The 19,047-nt window shown below is 30.4% G+C and carries 24 protein-coding genes and 1 tRNA gene; 15 read left to right on the forward strand and 10 right to left on the reverse strand.

Annotated features, from left to right (window positions below):
- Window positions 1-64: 64 nt before the first annotated feature.
- The 3 genes from BMX60_RS02460 to BMX60_RS02470 all read left to right on the forward strand — a co-directional run bounded on the left by BMX60_RS02460 (window position 65) and on the right by BMX60_RS02470 (window position 2,204).
- Window positions 65-310 (forward strand): hypothetical protein, encoded by a 246-nt coding sequence (locus tag BMX60_RS02460; RefSeq protein ID WP_207648380.1) that lies wholly within the window; start codon window positions 65-67, stop codon window positions 308-310.
- A 130-nt stretch (window positions 311-440) separates the two neighbouring features.
- Window positions 441-1,157 carry a class I SAM-dependent methyltransferase gene (locus BMX60_RS02465; RefSeq protein WP_091348793.1) on the forward strand — a complete coding sequence of 239 codons (717 nt, stop codon included), beginning with the start codon at window positions 441-443 and terminating at the stop codon, window positions 1,155-1,157.
- Window positions 1,158-1,235: 78 nt separating this feature from the next.
- Window positions 1,236-2,204 carry a polyprenyl synthetase family protein gene (locus BMX60_RS02470; RefSeq protein ID WP_091348796.1) on the forward strand — a complete coding sequence of 323 codons (969 nt, stop codon included), beginning with the start codon at window positions 1,236-1,238 and terminating at the stop codon, window positions 2,202-2,204.
- Here BMX60_RS02470 and BMX60_RS02475 read toward each other — a convergent pair.
- The 5 genes from BMX60_RS02475 to BMX60_RS02495 form a co-directional block, all read right to left on the reverse strand.
- On the reverse strand, window positions 2,201-3,238 hold the full coding sequence (locus tag BMX60_RS02475) for a tetraprenyl-beta-curcumene synthase family protein (protein WP_091348798.1): 1,038 nt from the start codon (window positions 3,236-3,238) through the stop codon (window positions 2,201-2,203). The genes BMX60_RS02470 and BMX60_RS02475 overlap by 4 nt on opposite strands.
- A gap of 368 nt (window positions 3,239-3,606) precedes the next feature.
- Complete coding sequence (locus tag BMX60_RS02480; RefSeq protein ID WP_091348801.1) at window positions 3,607-4,548, reverse strand: lysylphosphatidylglycerol synthase transmembrane domain-containing protein; 942 nt, start codon at window positions 4,546-4,548, stop codon at window positions 3,607-3,609.
- Window positions 4,541-5,110: a nicotianamine synthase family protein gene (locus tag BMX60_RS02485; RefSeq protein WP_091348804.1), complete on the reverse strand. Its 570-nt coding sequence runs from the start codon at window positions 5,108-5,110 to the stop codon at window positions 4,541-4,543. Before BMX60_RS02485 ends, BMX60_RS02480 begins: the two co-directional genes overlap by 8 nt.
- A 2-nt stretch (window positions 5,111-5,112) precedes the next feature.
- Entirely contained in the window at window positions 5,113-6,903 is a 1,791-nt protein-coding gene (locus BMX60_RS02490) for a ferrous iron transporter B (RefSeq protein ID WP_091348806.1), read from the reverse strand.
- On the reverse strand, window positions 6,904-7,137 hold the full coding sequence (locus tag BMX60_RS02495) for a FeoA family protein (RefSeq protein ID WP_091348809.1): 234 nt from the start codon (window positions 7,135-7,137) through the stop codon (window positions 6,904-6,906).
- A gap of 217 nt (window positions 7,138-7,354) precedes the next feature.
- Between BMX60_RS02495 and BMX60_RS02500 the strand changes: the two genes are divergently transcribed.
- Entirely contained in the window at window positions 7,355-8,926 is a 1,572-nt protein-coding gene (locus BMX60_RS02500) for a Mur ligase family protein (protein WP_091348810.1), read from the forward strand.
- Window positions 8,927-8,947: 21 nt separating this feature from the next.
- Here BMX60_RS02500 and BMX60_RS02505 read toward each other — a convergent pair whose 3' ends face one another.
- Window positions 8,948-10,474, reverse strand: a complete 1,527-nt coding sequence (locus BMX60_RS02505) for a putative polysaccharide biosynthesis protein (RefSeq protein ID WP_091348813.1) — start codon at window positions 10,472-10,474, stop codon at window positions 8,948-8,950.
- Between the two features lie 81 nt (window positions 10,475-10,555).
- Here BMX60_RS02505 and BMX60_RS02510 point away from each other — a divergent pair, with 81 nt between their 5' ends.
- Window positions 10,556-11,236 (forward strand): hypothetical protein, encoded by a 681-nt coding sequence (locus BMX60_RS02510; RefSeq protein WP_091348815.1) that lies wholly within the window; start codon window positions 10,556-10,558, stop codon window positions 11,234-11,236.
- A gap of 92 nt (window positions 11,237-11,328) precedes the next feature.
- Window positions 11,329-11,436, forward strand: a complete 108-nt coding sequence (locus BMX60_RS12410; protein WP_091348818.1) for an RCKP-type rubredoxin-like domain-containing protein — start codon at window positions 11,329-11,331, stop codon at window positions 11,434-11,436.
- A gap of 193 nt (window positions 11,437-11,629) precedes the next feature.
- Here BMX60_RS12410 and BMX60_RS02520 read toward each other — a convergent pair whose 3' ends face one another.
- Together BMX60_RS02520 and BMX60_RS02525 are read right to left on the reverse strand one after the other, a co-directional pair.
- Window positions 11,630-12,664 (reverse strand): M42 family metallopeptidase, encoded by a 1,035-nt coding sequence (locus tag BMX60_RS02520; protein ID WP_091348819.1) that lies wholly within the window; start codon window positions 12,662-12,664, stop codon window positions 11,630-11,632.
- A gap of 104 nt (window positions 12,665-12,768) precedes the next feature.
- Complete coding sequence (locus BMX60_RS02525) at window positions 12,769-12,966, reverse strand: hypothetical protein (RefSeq protein ID WP_091348822.1); 198 nt, start codon at window positions 12,964-12,966, stop codon at window positions 12,769-12,771.
- Between the two features lie 131 nt (window positions 12,967-13,097).
- Between BMX60_RS02525 and BMX60_RS02530 the strand changes: the two genes are divergently transcribed.
- Window positions 13,098-13,775, forward strand: coding sequence for a DUF421 domain-containing protein (locus tag BMX60_RS02530; RefSeq protein ID WP_091348824.1), 678 nt, complete (start codon window positions 13,098-13,100; stop codon window positions 13,773-13,775).
- 35 nt (window positions 13,776-13,810) lie between these two features.
- Here BMX60_RS02530 and BMX60_RS02535 read toward each other — a convergent pair.
- Together BMX60_RS02535 and BMX60_RS02540 are read right to left on the reverse strand one after the other, a co-directional pair.
- Window positions 13,811-13,885, reverse strand: a tRNA-Arg gene (locus BMX60_RS02535).
- 42 nt (window positions 13,886-13,927) lie between these two features.
- On the reverse strand, window positions 13,928-14,374 hold the full coding sequence (locus BMX60_RS02540; protein ID WP_091348826.1) for a DMT family transporter: 447 nt from the start codon (window positions 14,372-14,374) through the stop codon (window positions 13,928-13,930).
- A gap of 88 nt (window positions 14,375-14,462) precedes the next feature.
- On the opposite strand from BMX60_RS02540, the gene BMX60_RS02545 reads away from it, so the two are divergent.
- The 8 genes from BMX60_RS02545 to BMX60_RS02580 all read left to right on the forward strand — a co-directional run bounded on the left by BMX60_RS02545 (window position 14,463) and on the right by BMX60_RS02580 (window position 18,920).
- Window positions 14,463-14,867, forward strand: coding sequence for an OsmC family protein (locus BMX60_RS02545; protein ID WP_091348828.1), 405 nt, complete (start codon window positions 14,463-14,465; stop codon window positions 14,865-14,867).
- 73 nt (window positions 14,868-14,940) lie between these two features.
- Window positions 14,941-15,378, forward strand: coding sequence for an RrF2 family transcriptional regulator (locus tag BMX60_RS02550; protein ID WP_177159660.1), 438 nt, complete (start codon window positions 14,941-14,943; stop codon window positions 15,376-15,378).
- Window positions 15,379-15,395: 17 nt separating this feature from the next.
- On the forward strand, window positions 15,396-16,310 hold the full coding sequence (gene cysK / locus BMX60_RS02555) for a cysteine synthase A (RefSeq protein WP_091348833.1): 915 nt from the start codon (window positions 15,396-15,398) through the stop codon (window positions 16,308-16,310).
- A 28-nt stretch (window positions 16,311-16,338) separates the two neighbouring features.
- Window positions 16,339-17,070: a prolipoprotein diacylglyceryl transferase gene (gene lgt, locus BMX60_RS02560; protein WP_091348835.1), complete on the forward strand. Its 732-nt coding sequence runs from the start codon at window positions 16,339-16,341 to the stop codon at window positions 17,068-17,070.
- Between the two features lie 99 nt (window positions 17,071-17,169).
- Complete coding sequence (locus BMX60_RS02565; protein WP_091348838.1) at window positions 17,170-17,430, forward strand: metal-sensitive transcriptional regulator; 261 nt, start codon at window positions 17,170-17,172, stop codon at window positions 17,428-17,430.
- A gap of 13 nt (window positions 17,431-17,443) precedes the next feature.
- Window positions 17,444-17,647: a heavy-metal-associated domain-containing protein gene (locus BMX60_RS02570; RefSeq protein ID WP_091348840.1), complete on the forward strand. Its 204-nt coding sequence runs from the start codon at window positions 17,444-17,446 to the stop codon at window positions 17,645-17,647.
- A 41-nt stretch (window positions 17,648-17,688) separates the two neighbouring features.
- A complete protein-coding gene (locus BMX60_RS02575; RefSeq protein WP_091348844.1) occupies window positions 17,689-18,363 on the forward strand; it encodes a cytochrome c biogenesis CcdA family protein in 675 nt (224 codons plus the stop codon).
- Between the two features lie 2 nt (window positions 18,364-18,365).
- Window positions 18,366-18,920 carry a TlpA family protein disulfide reductase gene (locus tag BMX60_RS02580; protein WP_177159661.1) on the forward strand — a complete coding sequence of 185 codons (555 nt, stop codon included), beginning with the start codon at window positions 18,366-18,368 and terminating at the stop codon, window positions 18,918-18,920.
- The last annotated feature ends 127 nt before the right edge of the window (window positions 18,921-19,047 follow it).

The following is a 19,047-nucleotide window of genomic DNA, read 5'->3' on the forward strand; positions in this document are numbered from 1 at the left end:
AAGAGTATGTGTCATAAAACCAAGGGGGTAGTGTGTCTAAAATTAGAACAAAGGGGATGAACTGATGAGTAAGAAGAAAAAAGGTAACAAGAAAAAGAGTCCACAAAAAGTGAACTTAAAGAATTTTATAGAGTATGTTTGTTTGGGGTGCAAGATTGTAGAAAAAGTTCCCAAGGAAGTAGTGGAATACTTTGATATGATGGATGATGGAGATACATCAATACCACCTAGATTTAGCTGTGAGAGTTGTGGAGCAGAAATGTATCCCAAAGATTATATAGGAGTTCATGGAGAGCACTATAAAATATAAATGAATTTAAGTGCGCCGAATGGCGCTTTTTTTATTATGGAAAAATAATATTACTAGTGATTTTTGTCATATAAATTATGATTATCTTGTGGTAAGATAACTGTAAAATAACTTTAGGAGGGAGTATAGTATGGATTTTTATCAAAGGTTTAGTCAATATTATGATGATATTTTTCCCTTTGCTCAACAACAATATAGTTTCTTAAATAGTTTAATTAAAGAAAAGGATAGAGTATTAGATGTAGCTTGTGGAACAGGAAATTATATTATTGAATTATGTAAAAATAACGATATTGATGGTGTTGGTTTGGATTTAGATTCTGCTATGATTAAAAAAGCTGAAACTAAAGGGCAAGGTCTTACTAATTTGCAATTATTAGTTAAAAATATGTTAGAGATAGATGAGTTTAACCAAGAGTTTGATTTAGTGTACTGTATTGGCAATTCTTTACCCCATTTAGTGGATAAATCTTTAATTTTAAAATTTATTCAAAAGGTTTTCCAGATACTAAGGAATCATGGAAGATTAGTTTTGCAAACGGTAAATTATGATAATAATCCTAAGAGTTTAAAAACCATTGTTAATGAAGAAAAGAATATTAAATTTATACGTAATTATGAGTATCATATAAAAGAAGGAAAAAGAATAGTCGATTTTTGTACAATTCTAGAGGGTAAGGACTTTCGTTTATCGGGAAAGGTACATTTATATCCTATAAAAAGTAATGAATTGATAGAAATGTTACAAAGTGTTGGTTTTAAAGAAATTCAGGTTTTCGGTAGTTTTAGTAGAGAAGAATTTAAACCTCAGAATAGTAGTTCTTTAGTGGTTTTAGCAAAAAAATAAATAAAAAGTTACCAAATTGGTAACTATACTTTTAGAACAAAGTATATACTTTGGAATAAAAGTAAAGGCGGGAATTAAGTGCAACAAATACTTTTAAATAAAGGGGCAAATATTGAGCAAATATTAGGTAAAGTACAAGAATTGTTAATTGAAGTATGTAAAAGTAATAGTCAATACTGTAATTATCTAACAGAATATCTCTTAAATAGAGGGGGTAAAAGGTTAAGACCCCTATTGGTTATTTTAATTGGGAAAAATAATAATATGGATGAATTAGTAAAAGTTGCAGCAGCCTCAGAACTTATCCATACTGCTTCATTAGTACATGATGATATTGTAGATAATTCCCCTTTAAGAAGGGGTATTCAAACTATCAACAGTAGATGGAATAACAGTGTAGCAGTATTGGTTGGTGATTTTTTATTTGCAAAAGCCTTTGAGCTACTCTGTGAAATTAAACAAGGGGAAATCCTTTCCCATTATACAAAAGCCATTTCATATATGAGTATTGGTGAATTAGAACAGTTGAAAAATAGATTTAATCCAGGTAAAACAGTGGAACAATATTATTTAGAAATATACGGAAAGACTGGGGTATTGATAGCTACTTGTTGTAAAGCTGGTGGAATTTTACGGGATATGTCACAGAATGAAGTTAATAATCTCACAGTATACGGAACGGAAGTAGGTTATGCTTTTCAAATAATGGATGATATTTTAGATATTAAAGGGAATGAAAATACTTTAGGTAAGCCTATTTTTAATGATTTAAAAGAAGGAAATATCACATTGCCTTTAATTCTTTTATTACAAAAAATGTCTAATAGGGGATTAGTAGAAGAAATAATTGTAGAAAAAAGGTTTACTGAGAATAACTTAAAATTTATTTATAATATGTTATCGGAATATAATATTATAGAACTTTGTTTAGAAATAGCTAAAAATCATATTCAAAAAGCTTTAATGGCCTTAGATAAGATAGAGGATTGTAATGAGAAGAATAAATTAAAGAAAATTGCAGAATTTATTTTAACTAGAAATTATTAAAGAATTTCCTTTTTCCGAAGATATAAACACATGCGATACATAACTTTAGTTTCACTATCTAAAGAGTTTATTAACTCTAAAGCAAGGGTTTCTTGCTTATTTTTATATACCTTTGGATCAGATAAATACATGGCTAATAAACCTTTAACGATTGTTTCATGAAATCTCTTTTCCTTGACCCTTTGAAGGTTTAACAAACTGTTTTCAATAAATAGCATAAGTCGATTTTTTACTTGTTGATAGTTATTGTAATAACTAATAAAGTTTAGATCTCCTTCGAGTTGATCTTCCTTTAAATCTATTAGATAATCTAAGAGAATATGAAGACCAGCAATCCAAGGAAAGTAAGCACTGCAGAGATTTTTAATCTCTAAATGTGCTATATTTTTTTTTCTAGCTAAACGAATTAAAGCAAAGATTGGTAAAGTTGAGCCAGTTGCTGCAGCAAATTCCCACCAGTATAACCCTTTAGTTGATTTTTTCTGATCATTAAACCATGTAATCAGCTTATTTTCCCTTACTTGGGGATGTAGATGTTTAAAAACCTGTAAATCTCTATATAGACTTGTAAATTCTAATAGGGGGTATTTAACATGATGAAATGATGGAAGGAAAGATATTACTTTTTGACATTCCTCTACAAGGAAATTTAAGTACCCACCATCATCGGAATATGGATAATATTTGTAATAATTTACGGGAGAATTACAATGGGTAGGGGTTAAGGAGTCAATCATTGATTTATGTAAATGTTCAAAGGCCCTTTCATCGAAAATTCCTTTTCTATCACATAAATTATCTAAGTAATCACTAATGGTTTGAAAGGAAGTAATAAAAGGTAAAATTTCATAACAATTTAAGGCATATATGCTACCACCTAAACAGTGAAATTCTTTATTTTCTATACTTAGAATTCCTTGCTCCCGTAAATGGGGGCACGGCATTTGTAAAACAGATTTTTTATAGTTTTTTAAATTGCTTTTTACTTTTGGGAAGATCCGGAAAATATAGGGAAATAAAATAAAATTTATCATAATTTTATACCTCGCAAGTTTTTATAGATATTTTAACCCTTTATTATACAAGTATTAGTTTAAAAAAATAATAAGCTCTAATTGTTAGAGCTGCAGACTGAAGACAAACTATAGACAAAGTCATCATCAGCTGTGGTAATTAAACAAAGATACGATTAAGTTGAGGAGATAGATTTAAGAGCTGATTAGATAAAAGGAAGAAGGGGTGAGGAACAGGACGTTCCGAAAGCTCTATTGAGCCATGGACGGCGAATTAGAGCGGTACCCTTCTTCCTTTTAGATAGAAGCCTTAAATCTCGACGGAGACTTTGTTAGAATGTTTAATTACCACAGCCTTTTAAAAATGACTTTGTCTACAAACTAAAGCTCTAATTGTTAGAGCTGTTTTTAAAAAATTTATAGTAAAAATTTTTAATAAATAAATATAGACCACTACCTAAAACTACTAAATAGAAAGTGAAAAATCTAGTTATAACTGCTGTAACTAAAGCTTTTTCTGTTGAAACTGAGGATAACTTTAACAATAGGGTCATAATCCCTTCATAAGTTCCTATACTTCCTGGAGTAGTTGGAAGCATACTTACCCCGTAAGTAATAAAAATAATTGTCGATACTTCTAAAAAATTTAATTGGATATTTAAAGCTTTAGAGATAATTAATAATTTTAAAGGGAACCCTAGCCAAACTATAAGGTTATTTACTATTAGATAGATAAGTAAGTTTTTTTTGTCTTTAAAAAGGAGGAGATTTTGATAAACTTTTTTAATAAAACTGGAGATAACCCTCTTTAGATTTTCTGGAATAAATCTATAGATACCAATAATTATACCAAGGCCTAAGGTAATCAGGAGAAATGTTTGATTAATATTTAAAGGTATTTTTAATTTAGTATTAAAGATTGAAAAAACAAATAGAGATAGGAAAATTAAAAAGCTTAAGGTTTTTTGTAGTATAATAACTGCTATTCCTTCGTTGTATTGTAAATTGAAGTTTTTTTTCAATAAAATTAGTTTTACTCCTTCACCACCTGACTTTACCCCAGGGGTAATGGATTCTGTAAAAGTTCCTATCAAGTTTAGTTCAACTACTTTTAAAAAATTAATATTGGAATTAAAAACCTTTATTAAAATATACCATTGATGTGATATTACCATTATCGTTAAGATTTGCAGCATTAGGAGGGTAAATATAGTGAATATATTTAGATTTAGAAGGTGTTGAAAAACTTTAATATCAATTTTTACTATAGTTACAAAGAAAAAAATAGTGGTCACTAAATACAATAAATATTTATAGATTTTTTTATTCATTTTTGATATCCCCAGGATAGAACATGATGATTTTATTATAAGTCAATTGGTTAATAGATTTCTCTTTATAATTTTGAATAGCTAAATCTTTAATGGGAGTATAAAACTTTGTAAAAGCTTTTTTGGGAACTCTCATTAGTATTTTGGTATTTTTACGGCAATGAGACTTTAAATTAGCTAAAATTTGATTTTTAGGTTGAGCTTGAAGTGGTAAAAAAATGACGGTATAATCCTTTGGATCAACAAACTGTCCATTTCCATAATTAATGGTTATATTATTGATACCTAAGTAGTTGATTATTTTTTTTGCAAGGCTTACAGAACTTTTATCATTATCGATAACCGTTACCTGTTTAACCTTGTTGGCTAATATTATAGCACTATAAGGTACAGCACCTCCACCGATAAATAAAACTTTATCTTCCGTTAAAAGTTCAGCAAATTCCCTTTCAATTTCCACTGATTTTTTATAAAACAAAAGGTAAAGGTAAGAGAATAAAGGAACTCTTACCAATATTTTTTCAAATAAATTAGTGGTCTTACAGATATTGGGGAAATACATTATTACATCACTCCTAAAAGTGAAGCTAACAGAGAAAATAAATTTATTAAATGGTTGATAATGCCACCTAGCAATAGGGCGAAAGAAGTTGTGAAGAGGGCAATAAATAAAGCAAACTTAAATTTGAATTCTTGAGCAAGGACACCAAAAACGGAAATACAAGGCATATAAAACATTGCAACTGTAGCTCCAACAAATAATTGTTGGGTGGTTAGCCCCATTTCCATCATAGGTAGTACTGCTAATTCCCTACGGACTATACCTAAAACTAGCAAAATACTGGCTTCTTGTGGTAATCCTAACCAGCTAACAATTAAAGGTTTGAGAATTTCACCTAAACTTTTAAGTATACCAAATTCATAGACAACAGCTGCAAATAAGATTGCCATAATCATCGGTAATTCTGCCTCAATCATAAAGTTTTTTATTCTGATAAAAACTTTACGGAAAAGGGCTTTTAAATTGGGATACAAGAGATTAGGAACTTCTATAATAATTGGATCAACTTTTCCGGGGATTATTTTAGCTAAAATTTGACCGGTACTAAATAAAACTAAAAAAGATAACCCTATCATTAATAATACTAACCAGAAGGAATGATTGCCTAATAATACAATGAATGCACCAGTTTGAGATACACAAGGAACGCTTAAAGTAACTAATATAGAGATAATTTTACGCTCTTTTAACGTTGTAGCAGCCCTAGTACCTAAAATAGCTGGAACGGCACAACCGTATCCTAGAAAAATAGGGATAATGTTACCACCTTGTAATCCTATTTTCTTCATAAAACCGTCTACCAAAATACCTAAACGGGGCAATAAACCACTATCTTCTAAAATTGATAAAATAAAATAAAATAATAATACATAAGGTAAAACTAATGCAATAGGCCATTCTACCCCCTTAATTAAAACGCCGAAATCTCCCACTAAAATATTACTAAAGATTGTAAGGTCTATGATTGAGCCAATAGTGTTTTGGATGAAACCTAAATTTAAAAATGTATGGACTATGTTTTCTATAAAAGGAATATAAAATCTATTAAATAAAGGTAAAAGGATTACACTTCTTATAGCCTTTCCACCACCAACTACTAAGGCCATTGATACTAAGATAATAAAAGCCATAATTGGTAAACCAGGCCATGGAGTTACAGTTAAATCATCAAGTTTTTCTACTAGTGGTATTTTTCCAGAAACTAATTTTTTTACTTGAACTTGACTGGCAATATATTTAGCTTTTTCCCAATTGTCTTGTCCTATAATTGAAAAGTTGGCTATTCTCTTTTCTTCAATAACTTTAAAGGTAGTTTGTAACACTTTTTTAAGACCTTGCCCTAATACTGCTATTTGGGGAATGACAGGGGCACCTAATAGTTGTGATAGTTTATCTACATCTATTTCTATGCCTTTACGCTTAGCTACATCAAGCATATTAAGTACAAAGACTATTGGTATTTTGTATTCTAAAACTTGAAAAGCTAAGTTTAAATTCCTTTCTAAATTTGTGGAATCTAAAACAAAAATAATGCCATCAGCTCCTTGATTTAGGAAGTCCTTGGCAATTTTTTCTGCTTCAGAGGTCACATCTAGGGAATAAGTACCAGGAACATCAATTAATGTTCCCTTTTTATCATTAAATGAAATTGTACCTATAGTATAAGTAACTGTTGTACCTGGATAGTTGGCTGCTAGGGCATCTAAACCGGTTAATTTGGAAAAAATAACGCTTTTTCCCACATTGGGGTTACCCATTAACAGTATTTTATATTTATAATTATCTGATGCCATTTATATTGCCTCCTTGATTTCTTCAAGTTCTTGGATGATAATATTTTCCGCTATTGATTTATCTATAGCTACTTTTCTATCATCAATTTGAATAATCATTGGCCCGCCAAAGGGTTGTTTAACTTTACATAAAAAACACTTACCTTTTCTTACTCCTAATGCTTCTAAAAGGGTATTTGAAGGAGTATTTATTATAACACCACGGCAGTTAGTTTTCATGTTATATAGACACATTAAGCATACCTCCTTAATGAAAAAATTCACAATAGTTTGGAAGGAATGAAAATCATTCTCACTTTCTATTGTAAGTAATCTGTAATTAAAAGTCAATAATAATTTATTGAGTTTATAAGTATACAAGCTTATATTTTTTTGCTAAAATTAAAACATAAATTTTTAAGGTTTAGGTAAAATTGTATTAATAAAATAATTATATTTTGGGGGGGTTACAATGATAGAATTACAAAAAATGATTTCTGTTTTAGAGGGTGTAGAAACTTTAAACTATAATAATATTTTAGTTAAAGGCATTGCTTATCATACTGATAGGGTGGAAGAGGGATATCTATTTGTCTGTATTAAAGGATATCAAACAGATGGACATTTCTATGCTCAAAAGGCTGTAGAGAAGGGGGCTAGTGTACTAATTGTAGAAAAATTTATAAAAGGTATTGATGTCCCTCAAATTAAAGTATTAAATAGTAGAAAAGCCTTAGCACAAATAAGTGCTTTGTTTTATGGATATCCTTCAAAGGATATGGTAATGATCGGTGTTACTGGTACAAATGGTAAAACTACTACTAGTTTTTTAATAGATAGAGTTTTACAAAAAGCTTATGGTAAAACTGGGCTTATAGGTACTGTTATTGTAAAAAATGGAGATTCTTATATTCCTGCTGAACTTACAACCCCTGAATCATTAGATCTGCAAAGATATTTATGGGAAATGAAAGAAAATAATATAAAATATACTACTATGGAAGTTTCTTCCTCAGGATTAGATTTAAATAGAGTAGATACTATAGATTATAAAATTGCAGTAGTTAATAATATTTCGAGGGATCATATAGATCTTCATGGATCATATGAGAATTATGTCAATGCTAAGAAAAAATTAGTAAAGAATTTGAAAGCTGATAGTGTAGCTATTTTAAATGGTGACTGTACTGAAAGTTTGAATTTTGGCTTAGAAACTATTGCTCCTAAAATTACCTTTGGTATTAAGAACTCTTTTGCTTCAGTAGTTGCTGAAAGTATAGATCTATCTAAAAGTGAAACATCTTATAGATTAAAAGTTAATGAAACTTTAGTTTTCGATGGTAGAGAAGTACAACCTCAAGAGTTCGAAGTTAAGTTAAAAATTTTAGGTTTACACAATGTATATAATTCTTTAGTGGCAGCTACAGTTGGGTTAATTATGGGTGTTGATATTGCCGATATCCAAAAAGCTCTATATGAGTTTCGAGGAGTTGAAAGAAGGTTTCAGTTAATTTATAACGATGAATTTAAAATCATTGATGATCATTTTGCTAATCCAGGAAATATTAGAATAACTCTAGATACAATCAAAAAAATGAGTTACAGTCAATTTTCATTGGTTTATGCAATAAGGGGTAGTAGAGGAGTTACTGTGAATAGCGAAAACGCTAGGGTAATAGCAGAAAACAAAGAACTTTTTGGCTTGAAAAATATTATTTTAACTACAAGCAATGATTATGTTGGTAAGAAGGATTTAGTTACTGATGATGAATTAAATTGTGTAATTAAAATTCTAGAAGAAGGGGGTATAAAGACCCAAGTCTACCCTAATTTAGAAGAAGCTATTAAAAGGGCAATAGATTTTGCTCAGAAAGATTCCTTGATTTTGTTAGGGGGTTGTCAGGGGATGGATTATGGAGCAAAGATTGCCTTAGATTACATTTACCAAAAGATAGTTTCAAGGCAAAAACTATCAGTAAAAAAACTTAAAGAATTAAAAGAAAAGATTTATGAGCCTTTAAAGGATAGAGTTGCAGGAATTTAAAAAAAGGGATAAAGAGGTGATTTACCTTTTTATCCCTTTTAATATTGTCTTTAATTCATTATAGTGAAATGTAGTAGATAATATTAAGGTAATAGTGAAAATAAAAGTTGTAATTATGATATTCATAATACTAATTAATGGATCAAAACTAGATACATTTAGAAAAAGTATTGAAATTTTGTATGATGTATATATGGCCAAAAAGGGTTTAATAAACCAATCTATAATGTTAAAGGGAATAAATACTACTGAGCGAATAGTTGCAAAGTCGATTATAAATGCTAATAAATTTACCACTACAAAAGTATAAGCAGCGCCGATGATACCGTATCTACTGACAGAAAACAATAATAATATTAGATTGGCTACAGTAAGAATTATTAAATTACGGAGAGCTAATCCCGGTTTTCCTAGTCCTTGAAGAATAGAAGTGAAGATTTGTTGTGGGTAACAAAATACAGTACTATATGCTAAAACGGCTATGATGTATTGGACTTTTTGATAGCCAAATATTAAATAGGGGAGTTGGCCACTATATAGCTTAAAAATTAATGCTACAAAAAAACCTAAGACTATAGTAAATTTTGTTGCTAAAGTTACTCTGTTTCTTAATAAATTTAGGTTAGAAGTGGTTAAGGCTTCAGAAACTCCTGGAATTAAACTTAAGGCAATTGGAAAAGTAAAGACAGTGGGGAAAAAAACTAAGGGTAAAGCCATTCCTGAATAATATCCTAATGATTCCACTGCATATTCCTTAGTTGCTCCACCTAACATCATAGCCCTAGGGATTAAGATGGTGCTAAGGGAATAGTTTATAGTAGAAATTAAGCTACCAAAACCAATGGGAATAGCTAAAAAAATAAGTTTTTTTAGCAATATTCTACTTGGCATAGTTTTTTTATAACTATATTTTTCCCTTTTTCTTTTTAAAAAGAAAATCATTAATATTATAAGACCAGTTATTTCTGCCAGTCCCATACTTACAATAATTCCAGAAGTGGCTGCCCCAATTCCTCTATTTAGCAATGGTATTATGATCAAAGGAATAAAAAGGATTCGCAGTACTTGTTCTGATACTTGGGAAATGGCTGTAGGTAGCATAAATTTATTTCCTTGAAAATACCCTTGGAATACTCCTGATATCGAAACTGATATGATGGCAATGGTTAACAATCTAAAAGGTAGGATTAGACGATGATCATTAAATATATAATTTGCCAGCTGTGGAGCAAAGAAAATGAGAAAAATACAAATTATAGAAGAAGAGAAGAGTACAAGTATGAGGGAAATTCTTAAATTTTTCCTTGCATTGTTATAATCCCCTACGGCTAAAAATTCTGATGTCAACTTAGAAACACCTTGGGAGAGTCCTGCCGTTGATAAAGTTAATGCTATTAAAAATACAGTAAAAGTCATTTGATATAAGCCTAACCCTTGAGGACCTACAGTTCTTGATAAGATCGTTTGATAGATTAAACCTAAGAACCGGGCAATCAAGCTGGCAACCATTAACATAAATGTTTGTTTAACTAAAGATGATTTTGACATAATTTCACCCCATAACAAAAAGAGGAATTAACATATTAGTGTTGAATTATATAAATATATATTGTCAAGGGGTGGAAAATAATGCTTGAAATCTACGATATTTTTGGTAATCAACTAGGTTTAATTGTAGGGGAATATGAAAAAGAGTTATTAGTTTGGTTAGGCCAACATTCTATTGAGGAACTTCCTAGGGAGTGTTTTGATTTTGACCAAATAGAATTAAAATGTGCAAAAAATATGCATTTAGTTAATAAAGAACAGAAATTTGATAAAAAATTTTTATATGAAAAACTAAAGATATGGTGGTTAAATAGATATCCCCACTTAGATTTTTCCTATTATTTAGCGGTAACTTATTATAATTTATCTAAAAGGGATTGGACAGGAATTAATATTTTTGAAACGATTGAAAAAGGAGTTTTTATTTTATTAAGTTATAAATACTTAACACCTAGAAAACAATTAACACTAGCTAGGGGAGATTTTCCCAAAGAGTTAGAGGAAGGAAAATACTTAGCCTGTGAAGTTTCTGATCATCCCCATGTCGTTACTTTTGATAAAACTAAATTGTGGGATAATACTAAAAAAGAAAGCGGTATATATACCCAATTATCCCTTAAAAGTGTAGATAAAATTATCTACAGAAAACTACCTTATTTTATTTATGCTAAAAAAGGTGATAAGCTTTTGTTGGAGATTACCGATAACGATAAAGTACCATCAGTTTTTGTCAATGGTATTAAGTATAGTTTCATTCAATAATATTTATGAAAAAAATTGTTAAAATAAAAAGGAATTACTGAATAAATGGAGAATAATATAATAATGATAACCATTATTAGGAGGTGTTTTTCATGGCAGTTTTTAAATGTTCTCAATGTGGATATGAGAAAGAAGGGCGTTGTAAACCTAGAAAGTGCCCTGAATGCGAAGGACAAGGAACTTTTGAAAAGGTAGAATAAAAGAAGTGGCCTCTTTTTTGAGGTCACTTCTTTGTTACTGAGGAGTTAGCGTTTTTTCATGACTTTTCCTAACATAAAAGCTACAATGGGAACTAGAAAATTCATCCAAGGCTTTTTACGTTTCTTTTTTGTGAACATGAAAAATCCCTCCTCTTAATTAGTTTCCTATAAGGGAGGGTAATTTATACTAACGTTATTTAGTTAAATAAGCATAAAGTAAATTAAAAGTAGCGGATAGGGCATCTTTATGGGTTCGTTCATAACCATGGGAATTTGCTACACCAGGGCCAATTAATCCTGCCTTGATATTATGACCTGCCCTAAGGGCTGCACTGGCATCAGAACCATAATAAGGGTAAATATCAATTTTATAAGGGATATTTAATTTTTCGCAGATAGATACAAATTCTCTTCGTAAATTTAAATCGTAAGGTCCACTAGAATCTTTAGCGCAAATTGAAACATGGTGTTCAGAACCCTGTTGATTTCCACCAACAACACCCATATCAACGGCTATAATTTCTGTGGTATCAGTTGGTATACCACTAGAACCATGGCCTACTTCTTCATAATTACTAATCAAGAAATGAACTCTGTTTTTCAAAGGAGTATTATTTTCTAGAAGATCTTTGAGCAATGTTAGGATAACTGCAACTCCCCCTTTATCATCTAAGTGTCTACTTTTAATATATCCAGAGGGAGTTATTACTGTTCTAGGATCAAAGGATACAAAATCCCCCACCCTTATACCTAATTTCTCAACATCTTCTTTATTCATTACCTTTTCATCTAATCTTACTTCTAGTGTTGATTGATCCCTTACAGTCTTAGAAGTTTCACTACCAAAAACATGGGTAGAACCTTTAGTGAGAACAATAGTTCCTGTGAATTCCTTTTCAAAGCTATGTACGATACAGTTTTCTCCTTCAATGCTATTCCAATCATAGCCACCAATTTGGGTAATTTCTAAATTACCATTTCCTTTAATTGAATTAACCATAGCTCCTAATGTATCAATATGACCTGATACTGTAATTACTTTTTCATTTTCCGTACCATCTAGGGTTATTATTAGTCCACCTTTTTGATTCTTGGTTATAGTTATGTTGGGATATGAACTAAATTGATCTATAATATACTGGATAATTTTTTCTGTATTTCCCGTTACTGAAGGAATTTGTAATAACTCTACTAAAATTTTTAATAAAAATTTTTCTCTAGAAAACATTTTTCCCACCTCCACAATTTAAATATATATTATCATAAAAATTCCAAAAAGTCTGCTAGCTAATAAAAAAATTAAACCCGACCATATTATTTTGCTGGTTAGGTTTAATAATCATCGGGATGATTTTTGATAGTAGGTTTAAAAAAACTTCTTTGATGACAGTGGGTTGCCCTTTTTACTTTGTTTATAAAAAGATGGTCAAAATCAAAGAGTTCACCAAATTCTGTGTAATTGTAGTTGTGATAACTCATTTCTTTAAATTTATTTTTAAATCTATTTAAGTGGATTCTGAAGGGTTTCATTTAACTACCTCCAATAGTTTGTTACTTATATTTTTTTGTAAAATCTATAAATTTATGCAGAGATTTTTGTAACATAAAAAGCATTTTAAAAGGGAAGATTATTTATAGGTAATTGATTGGAGGGTAGTAAAATGCAAGTTTTTTTTAGAACGGTAATTTTATATTTAGCTGTATTATTTATGATGAGGTTAATGGGTAAAAGGGAAATTGGTCAACTTTCCCTTTTTGATTTAGTAGTAGCTATTATGATTGCTGAGTTAGCAGCTATACCAATGGAAGATACTAGTATCCCTTTACATATGGGGTTATTACCTATAGCTACTTTAGTAGCTGCTGAAATAGTATTATCGTATATTTCTTTAAAAAGTCAAAAAGCCAGGGCATTTATTGAAGGAACTCCGAGTATTATTATTGAGAGAGGCAGAATTTTAAGTGATGAAATGAAAAAACTGAGATATAGTATGACAGATTTGATATCTCAGTTAAGGGAAAAAGATGTAGCAAACATAGAAGATGTAGAATACGCCATTTTAGAAACAAATGGAAAATTAAGTGTTATTTTAAAATCAGATAGAAGACCTTTAACACCTAGGGATTTGAATATAAAACCAAGTTATGAAGGTATTCCAACTCCATTAATTTTAGATGGAGTAATTCAAGTTGAAGGATTAAAACGGATTAACAAAGATGAAAAATGGTTAAGGGATGCTGTTTCTAAATATGGATATAAAACAGAAGATATTATTTTTGCCCATCAAGATGAAAATGGTTCTATCTTTCTTTGTCCTAAACATGTAGAAAAAGAATAAAAGTGCCTTATTGGCACTTTAATATTTGATATTGATGGCGCGCCTACCAGGAATCGAACCTGGGCTCCCGGCTCCGGAAACCGGTGCTCTATCCCCTGAGCTATAGGCGCTAAATCCTTTATAAGTATAACATATTTTAAAATTTTTTCAAGTTACTTTATTAAAAATCGGGCCCCTATTAACATGAGGATCGTACCAACAACCCTCGTTAAATTAATAGGAATCCTTTCAAGGGTGAATATCCCAAAGTGATCTAAGATTACAGCTGTGAGAAGTTGGGCTATTAAAATTATAGATATTCCAAAGGCAGCCCCTGTTTTAGATATGGTGTAAGCAACTCCAACGACAATGAGGACCCCTAAAATTCCACCTAAAAAACTATAATATGGGACATCTTTTAACATTTCAATTTTAGGGAATCTACCCCAAAATATTACTCCTAAAATCGATATTATTAAGCCAACTATATGAACTATCATAGAAGTCTCTATAACTCCAATTTTTTTACCTAAAGCGGAATTAAATGTTCCTTGAAATGTCATAGCCATACCACTTACAGCTGCAATAATTATTGGTAGAAAATTTTTAAAGAAATTCAAAAATAACTCTCCCTTCTGTTGAATTTTAATTTTTTATTCATTATAGTATTATCTAATAAAAGAAAAAATATTATAAGGAGGTATTTAAATGGAAGAAGTAAAAACAAAAGTAATTTGGCAAGGAGAGAAAAAATTTGTAGGAGTTAATCAATATGGTAGTACCCTTGACATGAATTTAGACTTACCAGAAGGTATAAAACCAACTCAAATGGCTTTAATTGCTATAGGAGGTTGTACAGCCATTGATGTAATTAGTACTTTAGAAAAAATGAGACAAAAAGTTATAAGTTTTGAGATTGAAATAGCAGGAGTAAGAAGGGATGAGCATCCAAGGTATTTTGAAGAAATTACATTGGTATATAAATTTAAAGGAGAGTTAGATCCTCAAAAAGTGGAAAAGGCGATAAAACTTTCAAAGGAAAAATATTGTAGTGTTTCTAATATGTTTGAACCAAAAGCCAAAATAAATTACAAATTTGAAATAGAGAGTTAATAGTTGACATAGTAAAAGATATAAAATAAAATATACATATAATCTATATAGAAATAGTAGAGTAGGTGATAATTTGAAGATATCTGCAAAGGGTGACTATGCTTGTAAAGCTGTATTAGAATTAGCCCTTAATTATCATGAAGGTAAGCCTGTTCAAATCAGTGATATTGCAGAAAGGCAGAATATACCTATAAAGTTTTTAGAACAAATTTTGATCATCCTAAAACAAGGGGGAATTACAAAGAGTAAAAGGGGAGCTGAGGGAGGATATTATTTAGCTAAACCTCCGGAAGAAATCACAGTTGGGGATATAATTTTGTTAACTGAAGGAGCCTTTGTACATGCACCTTGTATTCCCAAAGAAACCAATTGTAAAAATTCCGAAGACTGTATTTTTCGACCAATATGGCAAGAAGTACAAGACAGTATTTACTATATACTTCAAAAGACTAATTTTAAAACTTTAAGTGAAAAAGTAAGAAATAAAGAACAGTTGATGTATTATATATAGAAATTAGGAGGGAAAATATGATTTATTCTAATATTGCCCAGTTAATTGGAAAAACTCCTTTGGTTAAAGTTCAAGATAAAGACTTTAATGCAGAAGTCTTAGTTAAATTAGAATTTTTTAACCCCGGTGGAAGTGTTAAAGATAGGATCGCCTATAACATGATAGAAGAAGGGGAAAGGCTAGGAATTATTAATAAAAATACAACGATAATTGAGCCAACTAGTGGGAATACAGGGATAGGGTTAGCATTAGTTTGTGCTGTTAAAGGTTATAGGTTAATTTTAACAATGCCAGATACTATGAGTATAGAGAGGAGAAAGTTATTAAAAGCCTATGGCGCTGAATTGGTATTAACCCCTGGACAAGAAGGAATGAGGGGAGCTATTAATAAAGCAAACCAACTTAAAGAGGAAATAGAAAATTCAATTATCTTACAGCAATTTATGAATAAAGCAAACCCTGAAATCCATAGAAAAACCACTGCTTTGGAAATTCTTAAAGATACTGAAGGGAAAATAGATATATTTGTAGCAGGAGTTGGTACAGGAGGAACCATTACTGGGGTAGGGGAAGTCTTAAAAGAACACAACCCTAATATTATGGTAGTAGCGGTGGAGCCAAAAGATTCCCCTGTCCTTTCAGGAGGAAAACCGGGTCCCCATAAAATTCAAGGGATTGGAGCAGGTTTTGTTCCTGAAGTTTTAAATACTTCTATAATAGATGAAATCCATCAAGTTCATCATGAAGATGCTTTTTATGAAAGTAGAAAACTAGCAAAAAATTATGGAATTTTAGTAGGAATTTCTTCTGGTGCTGCCTTTCATGTTGCTAAAAAATTGGCTTTAAAACCTGAAAATAAAGGTAAGACAATTGTCGTTATTTTACCTGATAATGGTGAAAGGTATTTGTCAACACCTTTATTTGAGGAATAACATCTATCAATGAAAAGAAGGTGCAATAATGGATCCAGTGGCTTTTAAAATAGGACCTTTAACTATTTATTGGTATGGAATTATCATAGGTGCAGGAATTTTATTAAGTCTTACTGTAGGTAAAATAATTGGTAAAAAAAGGGGAATTCCTAAAGATTTAATAGATGAATTTGTCCTTATAGTGGTACCATTAGCAGTCATAGGTGCAAGGATTTATTACGTATTGTTTAACTTAAATTATTATGATAGTTTTGCAGAAATGATTGCTATTTGGGAAGGTGGTTTAGCAATACATGGAGCTATTTTAGTTAGTATAATTACAGCTATAGTATTTACTAGGCTAAAAAAAATTAGTTTTTGGGATTTTGCTGATATGGGAGCCCCCTGTTTAATTTTAGGGCAAGCTATTGGTAGATGGGGGAATTATGTAAATGGAGAAGCATATGGTGTAGAAACAAATTTACCTTGGGCCATGTATATAGCTGGTGCTTACCGCCATCCAACTTTTCTTTATGAATCCCTATGGAATTTACTGATTTTTGCTTTATTGATATATGTGTATTATAAAGTGAAAGTAAATAAAGGGTCAGTTTTTGCCCTGTATTTAATAGGCTACTCAATTGGAAGATTGTTTATAGAAGGGTTTAGAACAGATAGTTTAATGTTTGGTCCTTTTAGGGTAGCCCAAATAATTAGTATTGGATTCATAATTATAGGTATTGTATTATATTATTTATTAAATAGAAAAAAAGTGGTCTAAAAATGACCACTTTTTATATATTACTTCCTTAGTTGACAAAAATACGAAGAAGGTATATGATATAGGTATATACCATATAGGGGTAGGAGGTTAAAGAATATGGATTGTAATAAAGACTTAATAAGTAGGTTGAAAAAAATTGAAGGCCAGATCCGAGGAATCCAAAAAATGATGGAAGATGAGAGATATTGTGTTGATATATTAACTCAAATTGCTGCTGTAAGATCAGCTATTACTAAAGTTGGAATATTAGTTTTAGAAAAACATACTAAAGGTTGTATTAGTGAAGCTATAAAAAATGATGAACAAGAAGAAAAGATAGCAGAATTAATGCAGGTATTATCAAAATTTTTAAAATAAGGAGGGATATGGAATGGTTACTTTAGAATTAAAGGTTTCAGGAATGAGTTGTAATCATTGTAAAATGTCGGTGGAAAAAGCATTAAAAGAACTAGGGGTTAAAGAAGTTAAAGTAGATCTAGGGGAAGGTAAAGTAATAGTAACTTTTAATGATGCTTTAATATCAAAAGAGGCTATAATCAATGCCGTTGAAGAAGCAGGATATTTAGTATTATAGGAACCTAGAGGGTTCCTATTTTCTCAAAAGGAGGGCTGTTTATGGATATAACTTTAGGTATAGCCTTTTGGGGAGGGATGGTATCTGTTCTTTCTCCTTGCGTTTTTCCCCTTATTCCTAGTTTTTACGCTCAATTAGTAGCTTTTAATCATAAAGGTAAAGGGGTCAATTTAATATTAAATACTATAGTTTTTGTATTAGGGTTTAGTTTAGTTTTTATTTTCTTAGGTGTTAATGCTTCTATTATAGGTAGGGTATTATTTAATTACTTAAGTATTATCAGAAGAATTGGTGGATTTTTTATTGTCCTTTTTGGTTTATCTATGTTAGGGGTTATTCAATTGAACCTTTTTGCAACTACAAAAAAAAGAAAACAAGATGTTGGCGGTATGTTAGGTTCCTTTTTATTTGGTATTTTTTTAGGAACTGGTTGGCTACCTTGTGTAGGTCCAGTATTAGCATCAATTTTAATTTTGAGTACTAATGTAAATACAGTATTAGATGGCGCTATTTTATTATCTGCATATTCCCTTGGATTTGCTATTCCTATAGTAGTTTCAATGATTTTTATGGGGAAAATATTAAAGATAAAAACAATTAATAAATACTTACCGTATTTACACAAGTTAAGTGGATTTATTCTAATTTTAGTGGGGATATTACTGTTTTTTGACTATTTGTCAGTTATATCCCTATGGCTAGTGGGGAGGTTTTAGATTTGAACAAAAAAAGTATTATTATAGTAAGTTTGTTGATAGTGATAACAAGTGTGTTTATAGCTGCTGATCTATTAAAATCTAGAGATAAATTAGATAATACTTTAGAGGATGAAAACTCAATAGTGGCGATAGATATTGGTCAGACTGCTCCTGATTTTACTTTAGTTGATTTAGAAGGGAAATCCCATAATTTATCAGACTTTAGGGGTAAAGTTGTAATGCTAAATTTTTGGAGTTTAGCTTGTCCAGCTTGTTTAAGGGAAATGCCTGATAAGGATCAACTGTACTTACAATATAAGGATAAAGGGTTTGAGATGATTACAATCAATTTAGATAGAGATATTGAATTGGTAAAAAATTATTTATCAAATTTTGAGTATAGTTTTAAAGTTTTACAGGGAACCCCTGAAGTGGCTGGAAAGTATATGGTACGGTTTATACCAAAAACTTTGTTTTTAGATGGAGATGGTGTAATTAGATTTCAACATGTCGGATCTTTGAGCTATGGAGAAATGGTTGAGATAATTGAAGAAATAGGCTTACCAATAGATTAAAGCATGATTTACTAGGTAAATCATGCTTCAGTTTGTAGACAAAGTCATTTTTTAAAGGCTGTGGTAATTAAACATTCTAACAAAGTTTTGCGTCGAGATTTAAGGCTTCTATCTAAAAGGAAGAAGG

It is taken from the genome of Anaerobranca gottschalkii DSM 13577 (genome assembly GCF_900111575.1).
GTDB classification, from domain to species: Bacteria; Bacillota; Proteinivoracia; order Proteinivoracales; family Proteinivoracaceae; genus Anaerobranca; species Anaerobranca gottschalkii.